Source organism: Tolypothrix campylonemoides VB511288_2, assembly GCF_045999855.1.
GTDB lineage: Bacteria > Cyanobacteriota > Cyanobacteriia > Cyanobacteriales > Nostocaceae > Scytonema > Scytonema bouteillei_A.
In genome coordinates this window covers 256,687-275,750 of record NZ_JBFPMW010000006.1, presented here as the reverse complement: position 1 = coordinate 275,750, position 19,064 = coordinate 256,687, and the positions used below count along the sequence as shown (strand labels likewise).

Sequence of the window (19,064 nt, the reverse complement as noted above, 5' to 3'; positions counted from 1 at the left end):
TCTTTATTTTTTTAAAAAAATACAGTAACTAACCTACTTTTCCTACTGTACAAAATTAGGGTTTTTATGGTTTAAAATATAAGATATAGAGAGTTCAAATGGGGATAATAGCGGTTCAGCCGTGAGCGCGAGAATATCTTGCTTGCGGCTTTTATTTTTTTTAGTTTTTATTTTTTAAAAAAATTTATGTGGAAGAGCTTTTACGAAAAATTCTTTTGTGCAAGAATGTCTCTTGTAAGCAACCCCGCTCTAAAGAGACGGGGCTTTAGCCCAGTTCACGCCTATTTGTCGGAAACAGCCCTTCGCTGCCCTTCCAACAAACAACTCATCCCCGGACTTTCGGGCACGATTGCGGAGTACCCCAAAACTGCAATATTGGCAGACGCATTCAAATCGGCATCACATTCAAAACCACAATGTCCACATTTAAACGACTTACCAGAACGATACGATTTACCGTTAACCGGATGTACGTGGTGACACCGCGAACAAGTCTGACTCGTGTAAGCAGGTGGAACCAAAACTACTGGCACTCCCGCAATACTTGCCTTGTATTGGGTAAACAACCGCAACTGATAAAATGCCCAATTGTTGGTTCTACGTCGTTCCGTTTTAGAACGTGGCTTTTCGTTGAGCGATTCTCGAATGTTTGTCAAATCTTCAAAAGCAAGTGCGGCATTACTTTGTTTTGCTTCAAAGACAATTTCTTTAGAAATGTTGTGATTCAGCCACTTTTGAAAGCGTTGTTCTCTGCCAGAGAGCCGTCTCAGGAGTCTTCTAGAACTCCGAGTGCGTTTGCGTTGAACATTAGCTCTGACCTTACTGTAGCGGTCACGGATAAATTGAATCTGTTTGCCACTCCAAGATTTTCCAGTACTTGTCGTGGCGATATCTCGCCTGCCGAGGTCAATGCCAATTACTCTGGGCGTTTTGCCCGGTGGTTGGCTTGGAACATCAACAGCGATGTTGATATAGTAGTCGCCCCGTTTGGTTTTGTTGAGAGTGGCAGCAGTTGGAGATTGACCTTTGAGCAACCCCAGTTGATAGTTACCGATGCTCAACTTAAACTTCCTGCGTCCACTTATCAATGTCACGCCAACGGCTTGGGACTCTTCGATGTATTGAAAAGTCCGAGCATCCAAATTAATGGACGTTGGTCTGAATGCGTGGATTTGTTTAACAGCCTTAGCGTTGCCAATCACGCGACGAATCGCTTGGCAAACGTGATTTGCTTTCAACCCCGTGGCTTCACGAACGCTCTTGTAAACCAAGTGATGCAACTTGGTTGTATTCCAGCATTTTTCGCGTTTTGCAACGGACAATATCTGGTTGCAAGCATCTGCAAACCCCTCTAAAGTTGCGTCAATCTCTTGCTGCAACTTTACAGGAACTTCAATCTTGCATTTTACAGATATTGTCTGCATTTAAATAACTTGAAAACTCATCCAATTATAATAAAGGACGGTTTGAGTATGCAACGAGTTCTCAAGACAATTTCACTGCCATTAAAATGGCACGAGTCGCAGTTCCTCCTTGGTCTAAAGACACAAGGTTTCCCTGCTCCCGGAGGTTCCAGATGAAAAATGAGGCTCATCCACTAAAAGGTCTACCCAATTTATATGTTTTTTTGTTTTTCTAGGTTACTGGTAATAAAAGATACGAAAATTAAGTTTTAATAAACTATTCAAAAAGATTGTTTTGGGACACCAGGGGAATTTACCAATGATGAGTAGCACCTACCACCAGGGCTTAGTAGCGCTATCTATAGCGATCGCAGTACTGTCATCTTACACAGCTCTAGATTTAGCAGGGCGCGTGACGGCGGCTGAGAAAAAGATCAGGCTGATTTGGTTGATTGGCGGTAGCATCACGATGGGAATTGGTATCTGGTCGATGCACTTTATCGCCATGCTTGCTTTTAGTTTGCCAGTCCCTATTGCCTATGATGTGAAGACGGTGATTTTCTCAATCATGCCTGCTGTCGTTGCTTCTGGAGGAGCGCTCTTTCTTGCCAGTCGCCAATTTTTGAGCTGGCAGCGCTTGCTGTTTGGGGGGGTGTTAATGGGTCTGGGGATTGCTGCCATGCATTATATTGGGATGGCAGCTATGAGGATGGAGGCTCACACTCATTACGATCCCGTGTTATTTGTACTGTCAGTGCTTGTTGCGATCGCAGCATCTATTGCGGCTTTGTGGATTGCTTTTCACTTCCGGATGCAAACGAGCCACAAGGGAAGGTCATCGCGGATATTAAGTTCGCTGCTGATGGGGTGCGCGATCGCTGGTATGCATTACACGGGAATGGCAGCAGCTTCTTTTATGCCAACTCAAGCTGTGGGTAGGGTGTTGGCAAATCAGGCAAATTCTTCTTTAACCTTGCTAGCAACTGGGATTGGGGTGTGTACCCTGATTATTTTGGCGTTTACTCTGCTGACATCTTTTATCGATCGCCGGATGTCAGCGCAAGCTATACTCTTGAGACAGCAGGAAGCGGAAGTTTTGCGGGCGCAGAAATTTACAGAATTGACTCTCCGCATTCGCCGTTCTCTCAAGTTGGATGATGTTCTCAATACGGCGGTCCGTGAAGTGCAGCAAGCTTTGGGTACAGACCGGGTGATTATCTACCGCTTTAATCCTGACTGGAGTGGAACAATCATTGCGGAGGAGGTAGGGTTAAATTGGAATCCCCTCCTAGGGCATACAGTGAATGATTCTTTTTGGGAACGTTATATTGAAACTTACAACGGTGGTCGGGTTTGGGTAACGAACAATATTTACGATGTGGGTTTTGCTCAAGCTCATTTGGAGATTTTAGAACATTTCCAGATTAAGGCTTATATGGCTGCGCCGATTTTGAATAACAATCAACTCCAGGGCTTGCTGTTTTGCCATCAGTGCTGCGGTTTTCGACTTTGGCAAAAGACGGAGGTTGAGTTATTCCGACAATTGGCAATTCAAATAGGGATTGCTTTGGAACAGGCAAATCTGTTGCATGAATTGCAGCAAGCACAGGAAATTTTACGGGTGCGCGATCGCGCTATTGCTGCGGCTAGCAATGGTATTCTCATTACAGACCCGCGTCAGGCAGATAACCCCATTATCTTTTGCAACGCTGCATTTCAAACAATCACCGGCTACTCGCAAAAAGAAGCACTGGGGCAAAACTGTCGTTTCTTGCAGGGACCGGATACAGATCCAACGACGGTGAAAGAGATACACGACGCTGTCAGAGAAGAACGCGATTGCCAAGTTGTGATTAAGAATTATCGTAAAGATGGAACTCCTTTTTGGAATCAGCTGACCGTTTCACCAGTTCGGGATGCGTTGGGACAGGTGATTCATTTTATTGGAGTACAGGCAGATATTACAGAACGAACACAGACACAAGAAATGTTGCGAGACAGTAAGGAAACGTTGCAACGGCAAGTGGTTGCGCTGCTCGATGATGTTCGGGAAGTGTCTAAGGGTAACTTGACGGTACGTGCGGAAATTTCCGTAGGGGAAATTGGGGTTGTGGCTGAGTTTTTCAATGCCATTATTCAAAATTTGCGGCATATTGTGACTCAGGTGAAACACACCGCCGCACAGGTCAATATTTACGTTGGGGAAAACTCAGAAGCAATGCGTTTGTTGGCTGATGATGCTCTCAAACAAGCTGAAGAAATTACCAACACTTTACAGTCTCTCGATGCAATGGCGCTTTCCATCCAAGCTGTGGCAGATAGCGCACACCAAGCAGCAACTATGGCTCGCACGGCGTCCACTGCTGCTGAAAGCGGAAACAGTTCTATGGATTTGACGGTTAATAGCATCATGAATCTGCGTTTAACCATGTCAGAAGCGGCTAAGAAGGTGAAGCGGTTGGGTGAATCTTCTCAAGAGATTTACAAAGTGGTGGCTTTGATTAAACAAATTGCTTTGCAAACAAATATTATTGCGATTAATACCAGCATTGAAGCAGCAAAAGCGGGTGAAGAAGGTCGGGCTTTTAGTGTGGTTGCAGAAGAAGTGAGTCAATTAGCGGCTCAATCGACACAAGCGACTCAAGAAATCGAGCAAATTGTGGATAACATTCAGTTTGAAACCACGGAAGTGGTAAAAGCTGTGGAAGAGGGAATGAATCAGGTGGTGGAAGGGACGGATTTGGTGAGAGATACTAAGATGCAATTAGGGGAGATTTTAGATGTATCCCGCCAGATTGATGAGTTGGTGCAGTTAATTTCTGATGCAACGGTGTCCCAAGCGCAAACTTCACAACTGGTGGCGTCGTTGATGAAGCAGATTGCTCATGATTCTTTCCATACGAGTGAATTTTCTCGCTTGGTTTCGAGCTCTTTGGATCAGACTGTGAGTGTAGCAAAGCAATTGCAGGATTCCGTTGCGGTGTTTACCACTGAGGAGAAGCAGGAAAGTGCCATTGTTGAGCCGCCTATGGCGCTGGAGACGATAGATACTCGCGAGTATACTGTTCTGGATTCTGTGGTAGTTCACAATGGCAATGGCAAACACTCTGTGAAGCGGTAGGTTTTGCCCTCACCCCCAACCCCCTTTTCCACGGGCGAGGGGGCTTAGGAGTCCCTCACCCTGACCCTTCCCGGCTTCTCACCCTACTGCGAAATCTGTAAATTCTCGCATTTTCGGAGTGTGAAATCCAATGACAATATCATGCTTGGGTACTCCCATTTCTATTAGTTCCAAGGCAATGTCAACTTCAGTCGTATTTTGTTGAATCCAAATTTTCTCATTTATAATATCAAGATGCATTATAGGACCGTAAATACGCTTTTGGTTGTTCCAGCCTACTCTTAGAATTTGGTAATGATTGCGTTCTGTATCAAATATTGGTTCAACTTCTACTTCACCGTAACTTGGTTTATACTTGGTATATTTATTAAGAAGTTGTTGAATTTTATTTCGATAATCGTCTATTTTAGCCATTGGACAATTTCCTCATTTTCAATGTTGTAAACAATAATTTTAAGTTGGTTTTCAGATATAGCAATCCTAAATCATTCCTGAAGAACTTAAGAGCGCTAGAGGCGAATATAATTCGCAACTATACAAACAAAGTCCCTTCGGGTTCGCCAGTCGCCTACGGCGGGAAACCCGCCTGCAGCGCTGGACTCACCACCTATGTGGACTTTATTAAACAAACCTACATCCGGCAGGTTTCGTCTGTATTGTGATTTTTAAGCGCTAAGCATGAATTAAATTCAATATCATCTAAAGACAGCTTATCATGGGAGTCAGTCGCTCCATCAAAACTATGTACGCCGTCATTTCGAGCGAAAATATTCAGCTACCCTCCGGAACGTTGGTGAGAATGCCTGGTTCCTGGCAACTCTATCGTACCCTTTGCGATAGTCGAGGCGATTCCTCCATTCCACGTATTAAGTATCGCTCTGGGGAAATTTTACTCATGTCACCACTGCCGAAACACGGACGTGAAGCGAATATTTTGGCAGATGTTGTGAAAGTTTTACTTGATGCCCAAAACCGCAATTATGAAGCATTTACACCCATTACAATGGAACTGCCTTCTGAAAGCGGTATTGAACCAGATTATTGCTTTTATATTGATAATTGGCAAGCAGTGGTGGGACGAGACAGGTTGGAGTGGGATACCGATCCATCACCCGATTTAGCAATTGAAATTGATGTCACTTCATACACTGATGTTAACGACTATATCCCGTACCGTATTCCAGAAGTTTGGATCTTCAAACGCGATCGCTTAGCAATTTATGGTTTGCAGGAAAATCAATACCAGCTGCAACCAACCAGCCGCTACTTCCCTAATGTGGATTTAGGAGTTGTTATCGCTCAGTGTTTAAAAACAGCAGGCGATCGCGGTACGGGTGTAGCTATTCGCGAATTACGCCGTTCTTTGGCCTCTGATTAGGATTGACACTCGCCCTGCTGAAGCAAAGGCTAAGAGTAATTCTATGTGAAGTTGCACATTATTGCCCTCACATTGGAAATGTGGAGCTATACAAACAAAGCCTGCCTTCGCAGGCTAATTGTATGCATCTTCATAGAAAACTGGTATAGCAGTCCCAAATGAAATATAAAAATAAGAGTGAAGACTGCTAATAGCTAATAGCTAATCGTCAAAAAGCAATTAGCCATTAGCCATTAGCTATTAGCCATTAGCTTTAGCCATTAGCCAACTGATACTTTATCAGCACTTGCTGCTTGATAAGACTTCTCCAGACGCATGATTTGCTTGGCTTGGATGGATAGGGAATTAGCATCCAGCCGGTTGGCAATTAGGGCATCGGTGGAAAATAGACCTGCACCATTGATGGTGAAGAAGAGAAAGCACGCTGCATAAATTAAAGACAGTTCTAGGTAGGAAATGTTGAAGCCTGCAACCAGGATGTGATGGTAGACAGCCACACACATGGTTGAGAACAAACCGAGCGATGCCACGCGGGTAAACAAACCAATGGCGAGTAGTGGTGCGCCTAGGAGTTCGGTGAAGGCTGCTACATAGCTGAAAAACAGGGGAAAGGGTAAACCGATGACTTCGACATAGGCTTGAGAGAAGCTTTCGATGTTACCTAGTTTGTCTAACCCGTTGTGGATCATGATGATGCCAACGATGACTCTCAGGAGCGCCCAAGCTGTTTGGGAGGAGACACTGGGATTTACGTTGGGTTTGAAGATACTGGTCAGAAGGGTTGTGGTGGTCATGTTTGCAGTATGAGTGATATTATGAGGACATATTAAAAAACTTAACAAAAACATAAAGAAATGTAAATAAGTAGTTGTAACTGAAGTGGCGATCGCTCACAACTAACCACGATGAAATGCTGTATTGAATGCGATCGCGTCTCGATATCAATTTGTCTGAGCTTTGCTTAAGTAAATCAACGCAAATCATTAATTTAGGTTTTTATTTATACTAGTTCGTTCGTCATTAGGCTTGCCAAAGGCTACATAGGACTACTGGGTGTGAAATCTATGATTTTACATTTCGTTGCATTCTTTGGTTCTCCATACACTGGCTTAGGGATAAATGTGTTGTTAATAACCGCTAAGATTCTGTGTTAGTCTAGATAAATTTAAAGCTATTTAAATGTAGTTATCTTTAGCGATCGGTGAATGTCGGTAGTTGAAAAATATCTCTTCACAGACTCTCACTATCATTTGTCAACGGTAATTACTCGGAGAGAGCTTTAAAATCTCAGAGGGATCGCTAATTATTTTCCGTAAATCTGCCATTAGCATTTACAGTGAGGGCTCCTATACTTTAGAGAGTTTTATTAAACATAACTAATTTAAAGTTATCAGACACGACACAAGCCTGGAGATAAATTTAACAGGTCTTTCTAAGAGTTTGGCTTTTGTCTACTGAGGGTGTATTTTGCTATCTAAAAAATTACATTAAGTAAAACCTGCTTCCCCCTACAACAACAACCATGGAAGATTACGTACAAATTTGGTTTATTTTGAGACGGCGATGGTTACCAGCTTCTATCGTCTTTTTGGCTGTATTCCTGTTAAGTGTTGTGAAAACGATGCAGGATACACCTATTTATCAAGCAAGCGGTCAACTTTTATTTAAAAAGAATACGACCTCTTCTTTGACAGGGGTTGGTAGCCAACTAGGACAGTTAGAAACTTCAGTACGTGGTAATCCTTTAGATAATGAAGCGGCTATTTTGCGTTCTCTGCCTCTTGCAGAAAGAGCTATAGCTGCTTTAAGGCTATCTCAAAGTCCTCAAGTTTTGTTAAAAGAACTACAAGTTTCTAACATCAAGGGTACTGATATCCTGGAACTATCTTACGTAGGTACAGAACCAAAAAAGGCTGCCTCTATTGTCAATACCCTAATGAGAATTTACATAGAAAATGACATAAATGCAAATCGTGCCCAAACTAGGTCTGCTAGAGATTTTATAGCGCAACAATTACCGATAAGGAAAGCAGCATTACAAGCGGCGGAAGAGACATTACAAAGATTTAAGCAGCGAAATAGAGTTTTAGACCTCAAAGCAGAAGCAGCATCTAGTGTAAATATTCTCAGCGAGCTAGATAGGCAAGTAGCTGCAGCCAGATCTGATTTTGCAGCTCAAACGGCGCGTAAGGAATCAATCCAGAGTATGTTTGGTGTGAGCTCGCAAGAAGCAGTTATTGCAGGTTTTGTTGGTGAATCTCCTACAACTATTTCTGTTCTCGGACAGTTACAAGAGGCTCAACAAAAGCTTGAAGTTTCAAGACTCCGCTTAACAAATGCTCACCCAACTGTGATTAACTTGAAAGAGCAAGTCAACATTCTCAATAAAGAACTCAAGCGACGAATAGAACAAAGTTTTATCGGTAAAGCAGGACGCTTTAACCAAATTAAAGACCCAGAAAAAATTGTTCAACTTAGAACTTTAGGTTTGCAACAAGGAATCCTTCAGAGTTTTGCTGGTGCTGAAGCAGAACGTCTGAGTTTGCAAGTAAGGCTTAAAGCTTTAGATAGAGTTATTGATTCCTACAGACAAAGGGCTAATACTTTACCCCAACTAGAGCTTCAACAGCGTCAAATCGAACGTGAAATAGCTGCTACTGAAGCTAGTTATAAAAACCTTTTAGATAGATATCAAGAGCTTCAGGTAGCAGAGAATCAGGAAGTAGGTAATGCTCGAATTATCACACCTGCTTTAGTCCCAGGACAGCCGATAAAGAGCCGTCAGTACGTGAACTTGCTGCAAGGCTTAGTTGGTGGAATTGTTTTGGCTAGCGCTGCTGCTTGGCTGTTAGAGAAAGTTGACGGTACTGTTAAAACTTCTAAATCGGCTCGAGACTTGTTAGCCTCTTATCCTGTACTTGCGATCGTTCCTCCTTTTCCCCATCGCAATCTTATTCACGCTGTTCCAGAAGTCATTGTCAGAAATAATCCCGATTCTCCTGTCAGCGAAGCATTCCAAATGCTTCAAACCAATCTGAGATTTTTTAACTCAGATAGACCTATCAAAGTCATAGTCGTTGCAAGTTCCGTACCTAAAGAAGGCAAATCTACTGTTGCTGTTAATTTAGCTGTTGCCATGTCTCAGTTAGGACGCCGAGTGTTGCTCATAGATGGAGATTTGCGTCATCCCAGCCAGCATAAAATCTGGGAAATTCCAAACGAGCGTGGTTTAAGCAGCGTCCTCACAAGTGAGTCTTCTTTGGAAGAGTCTATAGTTGAAGTCCAGCCGAATTTGCAAGTACTTACTGCAGGTGTTGCAACTCGCAATCCAGTTGCCTTGCTCGATTCCAGCCAAATGGCTGTATTGGTGGCGCAAGTTGCACAAACTTATGACTTTGTCATTATCGATACTCCTCCATTGACCGTAGCAGCTGATGCTACTATTCTAGGTAAGATTTCTAATGGCGTCTTATTTGTTGTTAGACCAGGAGTGGCAGATTCCAGCAATATTGAGCTATCTAAAGATCTGCTGGAAAAAGCCGGTCAGCATGTTTTGGGTGTGGCGATTAATGCGGCACAGACTAAGACTGCGACTTATAGTGTGAGTGCAGCGAGAGTGTAGGGGCGGGGGGACGCTCTCCCCCATAACTTGGGTTCATACGCTGATGCTTGAAAATCAAGTGTTATTAGTAGGACTGACGCAACCTCAACGCCATTTTGGGTATTTTACATATTGTCGCTCCCCCCTATGCGTAAGTCCTAATTAGTTTGATTATCCATACTTATAAAATAGATTATTTATAGAAATTAAGCGATCGCTCATTTGTATAAATAATTCAATTTGCTTACAAACGTCCCAATACTTTTAGAGTTTCAGGCTCTGAAATTTAACGAATTCAACTAAATTTACTCAAGCTACGCTACTATTGTTACAACATTAGCCATTTTTTAGAAGACAATAAGGCTTTAAATATCTTAATTAAGTTAATTGGGAGAATTATCTTTATTTTGGAAGATTGACAAGGTCGAGCAATAGAATTCAAAATGTGCTTTTCTACAACTAAAGTAATATTCTTTTAGAAAGATAAATTGTATTTTTATATATCTTTATTATTTTGTTAACGTTCTATAGAAAGAATAAATCGGGAACAAAGATTAATAAATAAAAACTTTGTATTGTGTGGGGTAGATAAGAATTTCCCTACCTGGGATAGACAGAGAATCTTGAAGAAACCCTATACAGTTTGTATATGATTCTTACTAAATTTTTTCTTTTTACCAAGCTCTCATGCAGACAGGGTAGCTTCAAATGATGCATTAGTAAGAAGGTCTGCACTTTGATAAATTAACTTTTTAGGAGGTTATTTGTGCGGATTGCTCAGGTTGCTCCATTATGGGAGAGAGTACCGCCCCCAGCTTATGGTGGCGTAGAGTTAGTAGTGGGGTTACTGACTGATGAATTAGTCCGTCGCGGACACGAAGTAACCCTTTTTGCATCGGGAGATTCTATCAGTCTGGCAAACCTTGTCTCGGTTCACCCCCAAGCCCTTAGACTTGATAAGAAAGTAAAGGAGTATAACGTTTACGAAACGTTGCAACTCAGCCGGGTGTATGAAATGGCGGAAGAATTTGACGTTATTCACTCTCATATGGGTTATGGAGTGATCCCCTATGCCAATCTGGTAAAAACCCCCACCGTTCATACATTGCACGGTATTTTTACCCCTGATAATGAAAAGATGTATAGGTATGGGAAAAAGCAACCATACGTTAGTATTTCCGATGCACAGAGGGAACCAAGGCTGGGGTTGAACTATGCGGCAACGGTTTACAACGGTATTGATGTCAGCAGTTATAAATTCTATCCCCAACCAGATGAAGAGCCGTATTTAGCCTTCCTAGGTCGTATATCTCCTGAAAAAGGACCGCATCATGCAATAGAGATAGCCAAGAGAACGGGTTGGCGTTTGAAGATGGCCGGTAAAGTAGATGTCGTTGATGTAGAGTATTACGAAAGGGAAATTAAACCTCTTATCGATGGCAAACAGATTCAGTATTTGGGTGAAGCTAACCACGAGCAAAAGAATGTATTGATGGGCGGTGCGGTTGCAACTTTGTTCCCCATTACCTGGCGAGAACCATTTGGGTTAGTGATGATTGAATCAATGGCATCTGGTACTCCAGTGATTGCTATGAAACTGGGATCTACAAAAGAGGTGATTGCCCACGGAAAGACAGGGTTCCTTTGCAACACTGTAGAGGAGTGTGTAGCTGCTGTTGACAAGGTTGCTGAATTAGACCGGGCTGGTTGTCGGGAATATGTTTTTAAGCGTTTTAGCTATCAAGCAATGACTGATGGTTATGAAGCGGTTTACAGACAAATCCTAGCAGATCGCTTTGCTCAAAGTGTAGGGCAATTCCGTAAGTCTGTTATTGCCAGTAACGGTCGCGTTTAAAACAATTAGGTTAAATCTACCTTTAAGTGACTTTTGCTAAACTGAAATTGAGTGATATTAGAAGTCACTACGCGGTGAGTATAAGTACTACACCGCTTTTACTTATTTAATTAGCACACTACTTCTTGTTCTTTGATTATTCTTTTTTTAAGCGGTTGAGCTGGATTACCTGCGTAAATAGTCATTGGTTCTAATGAATGCCCTGTCACTCCGCCTAATGTCAGCACTGCTCCTGCTCCTATAGTAACGCCAGGACCAACAACTGCTTTTGCTGCAATCCAACTACTTTCTTCTATGTAAATTGGTGCAGCAATTAACTGAAAATCAGGATGCTTCCAGTCATGATTTCCCGTACATAGGTATACGCCTTGTGACAAACAAACATGGCTCTGTATGGCAATCGGGGCAATGTTATCTAACCAAGAATCTTCACCAATCCAAACGTGATCGCCAACTGTCAACCGCCAAGGAAACTTGACCCGCACCCCAGGTTTGATACGGACTGCTTGACCAATCGTTGCACCAAATAAGCGCAGCATCCAAACCTTGAAAGAAGACACGGGTAGCCAATAACTTTGTACTAAAGGCGATCCCAGGAAATACCACAACAGTTGTTTCCAAAAGGGAGCACCTGGAGTATATGCTCCTAAAGTATAATTATCTAAACGCATATGACGAATAAATAACATAAGAATTGAGGCTTGCTCCTGTGCGACCTGTCAAAATCCAAAGGAGTGAGCGACAACAATCGCGGAGAATATTCATGAGAGGTTCTTTAGGTCGATTGGAGGGAACGGAAAGAGGGGTAAAAGTAATGCCTTGACTGCCCAGAACTAAGGTAGCTATTACTTTTGCTCGTGGCATATGAAAGTCAGAGGTAATTAAGTACAGGTGTTGTATCTGGCGTTGTTTAAAATCAGATACAAGACTAGTGAAGTTGGTAACCGTGTCAACGGCGCGGTAGTCTAAATGAAGGCGTTGATTTGAAATACCAAACGCTTGGAAAACAGATTTAGCTTGGTCTTTATTTGTGCCACTAGAAACCCAAATTTCTAGATTAGGAAAGTATTGTGCAAATTGAGCTGTGAATTTTTCTCTATCTATACCCCCACCAAGAGTAAATATGGCTTGTGGAAATGGATTTTGATAGGAGGTGATCGCTAAACGTATGGGAATAATACTTAGGAGAACAATGAACAGACCTACTACAGTAAAAAACCAATATTTTTTGAGATAGCTCTGTAATTGCTTCACCGATAACTTCCACCAATTTTCTGTATTCTTCAATTAAGATGCTTAATTTTAACTCAGCGTTTTTAACACAAAGGTCTCCATATTCTGCTTTTGCATTTTTTCATATTCAATTAAGTGAATAGAAAGTAAAACTTCTGCCAAAACTCTTTGAAAGGCATAGTACCATCCATGCCATCCATCGAAAATACCTCTTTTTAAGATGAGGCAGTAGAACAAGATAATCAAAGGAGCTAGAATTTTTTGTTTGCGAATGCGATCTCCCAAACTAAGTTGATTATTAGGAGTTTCTGTTAACTTTTGTGCCTCAATCACCATGTAGCGATCTTGAGCCCATAGCCAACGGCTTAGAGACTTGCGATCGTCATGGTAAATATAACCAGAAAGATAACTAGACTGACCTTCTACGCGTAACAGCTGAGTATGTCCATCATCAATATATTTTGCTTTATTTTTTTTGAAAAGAACTTGGCGGGGTGGTAATAAAGCGCTATGTAATGGTTTGCCAAATACACAGTATTTAAATCGAACAAAGTAACCATCTATGAAGGTATTTAAAGGTATCGATTGAATTTCTTGAAAAAGCTCATCGGTCACTATGTAGTCTGCATCCAAAGAGAGTACCCATTCAGTTGTAACTTTTTCTAAACCATAATTCCATTGCGATGCATGGGTATCAAATTTTCGCTTAAAAACCTGAACCTGTGGATAGGAGGCTAAAATTTCCAGAGTTCCATCGGTACTGTAGCTGTCAATAACAATAATATTGTTTGCCCAAGAAAGGTTCTTGAGCACGCGAGCGATATTGGGCGCTTCATTATATGTAAGCAAAAGAGGTGTAACTTGTTCCATTATTTTGATATGTATCGCTAATAAGAAAATTTTCTCTATTGCATTAAAAACAACTCATAATGTTTGATAATCTTGTTGTAAATCTCTATAAGATGATTAGATATATTCCTCCAAGTATATTTCTCTAAAACTAGTTTCCTGGCATATTCACCCATACTCTTTGCTTCTTGAGGATGTTCTAAAGCTCGTTTTAAAAGAGATGAGATCGCAGTTATATCCAGTTCTGGAACATAACCCAAACGCTCCTCTTTCACCAAACCAGCTAAAGCAACACCAGGAGTCACCAGCACGGGAAGACCAACAGCAAGGGCTTCTAAAACTGCGACTCCAAAATTTTCTGAGTGGGACGTGAGAGCAAACAGGTCTGCTCCCTGCATTAATATATTCTTTCTTTCTCCTTCAACAAATCCGGTAATATGCGTATGAGTGCGAATGCCATGAGAAAAAAGCAGTGATTCTACGTATTTTTCATACTCTGGCAAGCCATTACCCGCCATAACAAAGGTAAAGCGACGATCGGCTAGTTTCCCTAGTGCTGGAATTAGATAATCCAAACCTTTTTTAGGATGGAAACGTGACAAAAACAAGATGATGGGTTCATCTGCCAGAACATTTAGCTCCTGGCGCAAGCGCTGACGAGCATCAGGGATTGCGGGCGGGATGGACAAACCATGAGGCAAGATAAAACTGGGGGTATTTAAACTTAATAGAGAAACTTCTTGCTCTTCTTGTTTGGAGGTCAGGTGAAGGGCTTGGCTACCCTTAAGATTAGCTATTTCTATAAGCTTGAGATAAATCTGCTTTTTGCGAGCGCTTTGCTGGAGAGACCAATGGCACAATTGACCTAAAGGACGAACTATATAAGGAACTTGTTTTTGACGGGCAATCGCCATCGTTACTGTAGAAGGATAAGAAAAGATAGCATGGATGTGTAACAGGTCATATTGATGAATTTTTTGCCATAACCAAGCAGTTAATTGATGGGAAAAAGCAAACTCACGTACAGCATGGGAGTTAGGGGAAAATCGAGAAAAGAACCAAATTGGCACTCCATGGTACTCAGTGCATTCTCCAAGAGATACATCTAGTAAATCTCGTCCGTTATCATTTGTGGTGGCTATTTCAGCATCAATACCCATATCGCGCAGTGCTGTGACCATTTCTATGACTGCAAGACTCGGACCGCCCCGGACTGGAGCAACAGAGGGAATCACGTGAAGGACTTTCATTTTGTTACCTGCTCCCACCAATACTTAAGAACTGCCAAACTCCATCGGCGATACCAGGGTTTGAGGGGTATATCATTTGAGGCAGTGATATTGCTAAAGTAATCTCGCCATTCACCTGCCATCCACTGCTCGTAGGGAAAGAAAAAGCCTCGTTTGGGACGATTCACAACCCAATCAGGTAAATTAGGGACGGCTGCAATCAATAATTTTTTTCCAAAGGCTAAACGAAGATTACTAGGGATGGGCGCAACTGCTTCTAACAAGCTGCTATCAACCAGAGGAACCCGCAATTCTAGTCCCCAAGCCATACTCATAACATCGCTGTCACGGAGTAATTGATTCCGCATATAACAACTCAGTTCTAAAAAACTAACTTCATCTTCTAGGGTGAAAGTTAGTTGCTGATTATTTAGATAGTTTTCCCAATGAAAGGAAGTTGGAGGAGATTCAACGTATTGATGGGCAAGTGTACAAGCTTCTGTATGAGAGAAAATTCCTCGAAAGCTTCGATACGCTGTAGATGAACTGGGAGAACCCCGAAGAAAATCGCCCAATCGCTTTATTTTTGGTGGCACACCCCAATGAGCCAAAGCCGTCCCTGCGCTGGTAGCAAGCATGGGAATTGCTTTCAACTGTTTGCTTTTTGCTACCATTTGTGGAATTTTTACAAAAGATTGGTATCCTGCAAATAATTCATCTCCTCCCAGCCCTGATAGTACAACTTTAGTACCACTTTCACGAGCTACTTTTGATACGCAGAAAGTATTAAAACCATCGATACTTGGTTGATCGATCGCGTCTAAAAATTTAGGTAGTAACTCTTTAGCCGCTGATGCTGTGACTTTATATTCCGTGTGCTTTGCACCAAACTCTTTAGCAATTTGTTTGGCAATCTCCCCTTCATTCCACTGCGTTTCTTCAAAAGCGATAGAGTAAGTACTTAATTGTTCTTTTTGTGTCTGGCTTGCTAGGGCAAGAACAGTTGTTGAGTCAATACCACCACTTAAAAAAATTCCTACAGGTACATCACTGATAAAGTGATGTTCAATCGAGTCAACCAGAGCAGCATGAGTTTTTTCTTGGGCTTCTTGTGGTGAAATTTGTTCGGGGGTGAAGTTAATTTGCCAATACTGCTCTTTCTTTACTCCAGTAGACTGCCAATACAACCAATGACCGGCTGGCAAACAGTAAATATCTTCTATAAGAGTGTGTGGTTCTGGCACCGAACCAGTTACCAAGTAACCATATAATCCCGACTTACTCATGTTAACAGTCGGTAAACTAGAGGCAAGAACAGCTCTGAGTTCTGAAGCAAAAATCAGAGTTGAACCAGATTGCCAATAATATAACGGTTTGATTCCCAGAGGGTCACGAGCTAAAAAACAGGTTTTCTCCAGGTTATCCCAGATAGCAAAAGCAAACATCCCCCGTAAATACTTGACACAGTTATGCCCCATTCTCTGGTACAGCCTAAGAATAACTTCTGTGTCTGTTTGTGAATAAAACTGCTCTCCTTGGGAGATGAGATTTTGCCGAAGTTGTCGAAAATTATAAATCTCACCATTAAAGGTAATCCAGTACCGTCCATCAGATGCGGACATGGGCTGGTGCCCTGCTGGACTGAGGTCAAGAATTGACAAACGAGTATGAGCAAGAGCAGCTTGTCTATTAGTTGAAATATAAAGACCAGCATCATCAGGTCCGCGATGTTGGATCGCTATCTGCATCCGCCGAATAACTGTTTCCAAGGCATCCTGATACCGATCGGCAGTAAGAATTCCTGAGATGCCACACATAAAAATTATCTCCTTGTCATTAACTTGAAATGCTCACCCATAAGATTTGCAAGATTCTGTTGAAAACGCTCAAACCCAAAGGTAGTAATTACTTTCTGGCGTAAAGCTTCAGGCTGATAAATTAAAGGATTGGGATAAACATAGCGTAAAATTTTGAGCAACGCTTGCGTAATTTCTCCGATATCTTCTGGATTAACAAGTGCTCCCAGTTCGCCATGGCAAAGTGCATCAATCGCCCCATCTTGGTTACCTGCTAGGACGGGTTTGCCGCAAGCTAATGCTTCTAGATAGACAATGCCAAACCCTTCTCCTTTGCTGGGCATGGCATAAACATCGCAAAGGTTGTAGTAATCGCACAAATGCTCATCAGGTACAAAACCAGCTAGAGTCACACAACCTTGCAGTTCAAGTTGAGCAATGATTTGCTCAATTCTAGATCTGTCATCTCCCTTACCAATAATGATGTAGTGAATATCGGGAATGACTTTGCGAATAAGTGGAAGAGCTTGCAGAACTTTGTCGTATCCTTTGTACTGTTCTCCTTTTGCTAGTCTTGCAACAGTCAGTATGACTGGCTGTTGCGGGGTAAGTTTATATTGCGCTAGTAAATAAGCAGGTTTAGATGCAGGTTTGAAGCGACTTGCATCAAACGTATTTGGTAGGAGAGCAACTTTGTGGGGATCGAGATTTTGTTCTTTGAGAAGGCGATCGCGTGTGTAGTTGCTCACTGCTAAGATAAGGTCTGCATGATGTAGAGCAGTTTTTATAGAAGAGCTTTTTATATCCCAAGCTTCGATCCCGTGAGCAATAGTGCAGTACGGAATGTTAGTAACTTGTTTTAATTGATAAGCAGCAACACTAAAGTTGAGATGAGTAGAAAAAATAAGGTTTGGCCTTTGCCAAAGACCAAACCCAAGCAATTGAGCAGCAAAAGCAGGGGTACGTAGAGACAAAGGCAAATGCCCAGACCCATGAAAGCGTAAATAAGGAGAAACAAGAGGTAAGTGAATATCGTGCTTGATAAAAATATCGTAATTAAAGTCAGGATATACGCTTTGAAAAGCCCGAACACAAAAAGAAGAATAACGTTGGATGCCCCCTGTAGAGTCAAATAAGTCAGGTAACCACAGATGACAGTGAAATTGATTTTGAGTTGAATACATGGTTCTGAGTTACCGTCCTTTCATCAATAGTAATAGGGATGTGATTAAAGAGACAGTGCTTGTCCTCGCTTGGTTTTTGACTGATAAAATTTATTGAGAAAATATACTAAGACAATGGAAGCTGATGTGCTGGCTACAACTTCTACTAAAGAGCCACCAGGTTGAATTAAACCCAATCCAGGTAAAAACCATGAAGCAAATCCCGACCAATTGCCATTGACTAATTTTTGTCCGGCTGCAATATCGACAATTCGCAGTAGAGTACCATAGATAAGGAAACCCAACAACACACCTGTAGAACCAAAGTTGATATAAAATTCCATAACCTGCCCAACTCCTACACTCGTGCCATCTGCAAACTGCAGACCAGTGTAACGACTAACAATTTCAGGGCTACCAGCACGCACTGGTTTATCTGGCCAAACAAGACGAGGAATTGCTGCAATCGCTGCTTGTTCTAGGGTTCCCCCATCAGCATAATCAACAAATCCTGCTGTAATATGGTTAACAGCTTGACCTACCAAAGTATTTTGGTTAAGGCGAGCGTCAATCGCTTCTAAATGTTCTTGTTTAAATGGATCGAAAAATTCAAAGGTAGTAACTGTTTGCCACAACCGCTCAATTCTTGTTTGTCCGCTCTGACTACCCCAAACTGTTGCACGAATCTCAACGCGATCTCGCATATAGTTGACGAAGACGGATAGTCCAAATACAAGCAGAAGTAACGCAGTAACAACAACTTTCCATCGTGGGCGATAGAAGTTAAAGACAAAAATGAGTACAACTAATGACGCAACGGCTCCGTACCCAATAAACCCTAAAGTTAACACAGTTACAAGTGGCATACTACAAGCAATTATCAGCCATGTCAGAAAGGCTTTACTATCACCCATATACCAAGATTTCCAACAAGCAAGACATAAGCCCACAACGAAGAGAGATACACCTGATGTTGTTATGGCAGACAAACCAGGAACACCAAGCAAAATAGGAGCTATAGCCACACAGATAAACAGACCTATCGAAATGTAAGTCTTGGGGAGTTTCAAGTCAGGCTTGTAAGAAACTTCAGACAGCCAAACAGGTCTCATCTCTCTGAGTACCCAAGGTGCTACAAGAGTGCTACCAATTCCAAACCCAATGACACCGTAAACACTTTGATGAAAACCAGCTAAGACATGAGCAATAGAAACATCTTGACTCATTAAATATTCTGAGGTGGGAGTATACCAAGGAAACGCATAAATTAAAGCCCCAAACCAATGAATCATGGACAGGGTTAGCAAATAAATCAGTGGTAATCCCGCACTTGCTCGTTTTTGATTCCACTGGTTGCGAACGACTAAATGAACAACCATCAGCCAAATAAACAACCAAAATATTAACCATAAATGATCTTCTTTCAGCATTATTAC

General features: G+C 41.9%; 14 protein-coding genes. 4 read left to right on the top strand and 10 right to left on the bottom strand.

The features are described 5' to 3' along the window. Positions 1-281: 281 nt before the first annotated feature. Entirely contained in the window at positions 282-1,424 is a 1,143-nt protein-coding gene (locus tag AB0756_RS20245; RefSeq protein WP_050046605.1) for an RNA-guided endonuclease InsQ/TnpB family protein, read from the bottom strand. A gap of 298 nt (positions 1,425-1,722) precedes the next feature. Here AB0756_RS20245 and AB0756_RS20240 point away from each other — a divergent pair, with 298 nt between their 5' ends. Further along, the gene (locus AB0756_RS20240) at positions 1,723-4,524 is read left to right on the top strand and encodes an MHYT domain-containing protein (protein WP_237265994.1); all 2,802 of its coding nucleotides are present in this window, start codon (positions 1,723-1,725) and stop codon (positions 4,522-4,524) included. Between the two features lie 78 nt (positions 4,525-4,602). Here AB0756_RS20240 and AB0756_RS20235 read toward each other — a convergent pair whose 3' ends face one another. Continuing rightward, positions 4,603-4,938, bottom strand: coding sequence for a XisI protein (locus tag AB0756_RS20235; RefSeq protein ID WP_038085756.1), 336 nt, complete (start codon positions 4,936-4,938; stop codon positions 4,603-4,605). Between the two features lie 328 nt (positions 4,939-5,266). Here AB0756_RS20235 and AB0756_RS20230 point away from each other — a divergent pair, with 328 nt between their 5' ends. Then, positions 5,267-5,902, top strand: coding sequence for a Uma2 family endonuclease (locus tag AB0756_RS20230; protein WP_038085762.1), 636 nt, complete (start codon positions 5,267-5,269; stop codon positions 5,900-5,902). 260 nt (positions 5,903-6,162) lie between these two features. On the opposite strand, the gene AB0756_RS20225 is transcribed toward AB0756_RS20230, so the two are convergent. After that, positions 6,163-6,696: a DoxX family protein gene (locus AB0756_RS20225; protein WP_038085834.1), complete on the bottom strand. Its 534-nt coding sequence runs from the start codon at positions 6,694-6,696 to the stop codon at positions 6,163-6,165. 728 nt (positions 6,697-7,424) lie between these two features. On the opposite strand from AB0756_RS20225, the gene AB0756_RS20220 reads away from it, so the two are divergent. Together AB0756_RS20220 and AB0756_RS20215 are read left to right on the top strand one after the other, a co-directional pair. Next, positions 7,425-9,524 carry a GumC family protein gene (locus tag AB0756_RS20220; RefSeq protein WP_038085763.1) on the top strand — a complete coding sequence of 700 codons (2,100 nt, stop codon included), beginning with the start codon at positions 7,425-7,427 and terminating at the stop codon, positions 9,522-9,524. Between the two features lie 745 nt (positions 9,525-10,269). Beyond that, positions 10,270-11,358, top strand: coding sequence for a glycosyltransferase family 4 protein (locus AB0756_RS20215; protein WP_038085766.1), 1,089 nt, complete (start codon positions 10,270-10,272; stop codon positions 11,356-11,358). A 110-nt stretch (positions 11,359-11,468) separates the two neighbouring features. On the opposite strand, the gene AB0756_RS20210 is transcribed toward AB0756_RS20215, so the two are convergent. Genes AB0756_RS20210 through AB0756_RS20180 form a run of 7 tightly spaced genes read right to left on the bottom strand, consistent with a single transcriptional unit; the run spans position 11,469 to position 19,058 of the window. Then, entirely contained in the window at positions 11,469-12,029 is a 561-nt protein-coding gene (locus AB0756_RS20210; RefSeq protein ID WP_038085769.1) for a WcaF family extracellular polysaccharide biosynthesis acetyltransferase, read from the bottom strand. Beyond that, positions 12,016-12,612, bottom strand: a complete 597-nt coding sequence (locus AB0756_RS20205; RefSeq protein WP_038085837.1) for a YdcF family protein — start codon at positions 12,610-12,612, stop codon at positions 12,016-12,018. The genes AB0756_RS20210 and AB0756_RS20205 overlap by 14 nt, the downstream gene beginning before the upstream one ends. Positions 12,613-12,660: 48 nt before the next feature. After that, complete coding sequence (locus AB0756_RS20200) at positions 12,661-13,461, bottom strand: glycosyltransferase family 2 protein (protein WP_408019758.1); 801 nt, start codon at positions 13,459-13,461, stop codon at positions 12,661-12,663. Positions 13,462-13,496: 35 nt separating this feature from the next. Continuing rightward, positions 13,497-14,690 (bottom strand): glycosyltransferase, encoded by a 1,194-nt coding sequence (locus tag AB0756_RS20195; protein WP_038085774.1) that lies wholly within the window; start codon positions 14,688-14,690, stop codon positions 13,497-13,499. Then, positions 14,687-16,486, bottom strand: coding sequence for an asparagine synthase (glutamine-hydrolyzing) (asnB, locus tag AB0756_RS20190; protein ID WP_038085777.1), 1,800 nt, complete (start codon positions 16,484-16,486; stop codon positions 14,687-14,689). The genes AB0756_RS20195 and asnB overlap by 4 nt, the downstream gene beginning before the upstream one ends. A gap of 5 nt (positions 16,487-16,491) precedes the next feature. After that, positions 16,492-17,649 (bottom strand): glycosyltransferase, encoded by a 1,158-nt coding sequence (locus tag AB0756_RS20185; RefSeq protein ID WP_038085779.1) that lies wholly within the window; start codon positions 17,647-17,649, stop codon positions 16,492-16,494. A 44-nt stretch (positions 17,650-17,693) separates the two neighbouring features. After that, positions 17,694-19,058 (bottom strand): hypothetical protein, encoded by a 1,365-nt coding sequence (locus tag AB0756_RS20180; RefSeq protein ID WP_038085781.1) that lies wholly within the window; start codon positions 19,056-19,058, stop codon positions 17,694-17,696. Between the last annotated feature and the right edge of the window lie 6 nt (positions 19,059-19,064).

Bases quoted from the DNA above. Each gene is read 5' to 3' on its own strand.
- AB0756_RS20245 (WP_050046605.1), bottom strand. From the start codon at position 1,424: ATGCAGACAATATCTGTAAAATGCAAGATTGAAGTTCCTGTAAAGTTG.
- AB0756_RS20240 (WP_237265994.1), top strand. From the start codon at position 1,723: ATGATGAGTAGCACCTACCACCAGGGCTTAGTAGCGCTATCTATAGCG.
- AB0756_RS20235 (WP_038085756.1), bottom strand. From the start codon at position 4,938: ATGGCTAAAATAGACGATTATCGAAATAAAATTCAACAACTTCTTAAT.
- AB0756_RS20230 (WP_038085762.1), top strand. From the start codon at position 5,267: ATGTACGCCGTCATTTCGAGCGAAAATATTCAGCTACCCTCCGGAACG.
- AB0756_RS20225 (WP_038085834.1), bottom strand. From the start codon at position 6,696: ATGACCACCACAACCCTTCTGACCAGTATCTTCAAACCCAACGTAAAT.
- AB0756_RS20220 (WP_038085763.1), top strand. From the start codon at position 7,425: ATGGAAGATTACGTACAAATTTGGTTTATTTTGAGACGGCGATGGTTA.
- AB0756_RS20210 (WP_038085769.1), bottom strand. From the start codon at position 12,029: ATGCGTTTAGATAATTATACTTTAGGAGCATATACTCCAGGTGCTCCC.
- AB0756_RS20200 (WP_408019758.1), bottom strand. From the start codon at position 13,461: ATGGAACAAGTTACACCTCTTTTGCTTACATATAATGAAGCGCCCAAT.
- AB0756_RS20195 (WP_038085774.1), bottom strand. From the start codon at position 14,690: ATGAAAGTCCTTCACGTGATTCCCTCTGTTGCTCCAGTCCGGGGCGGT.
- asnB (WP_038085777.1), bottom strand. From the start codon at position 16,486: ATGTGTGGCATCTCAGGAATTCTTACTGCCGATCGGTATCAGGATGCC.
- AB0756_RS20185 (WP_038085779.1), bottom strand. From the start codon at position 17,649: ATGTATTCAACTCAAAATCAATTTCACTGTCATCTGTGGTTACCTGAC.
- AB0756_RS20180 (WP_038085781.1), bottom strand. From the start codon at position 19,058: ATGCTGAAAGAAGATCATTTATGGTTAATATTTTGGTTGTTTATTTGG.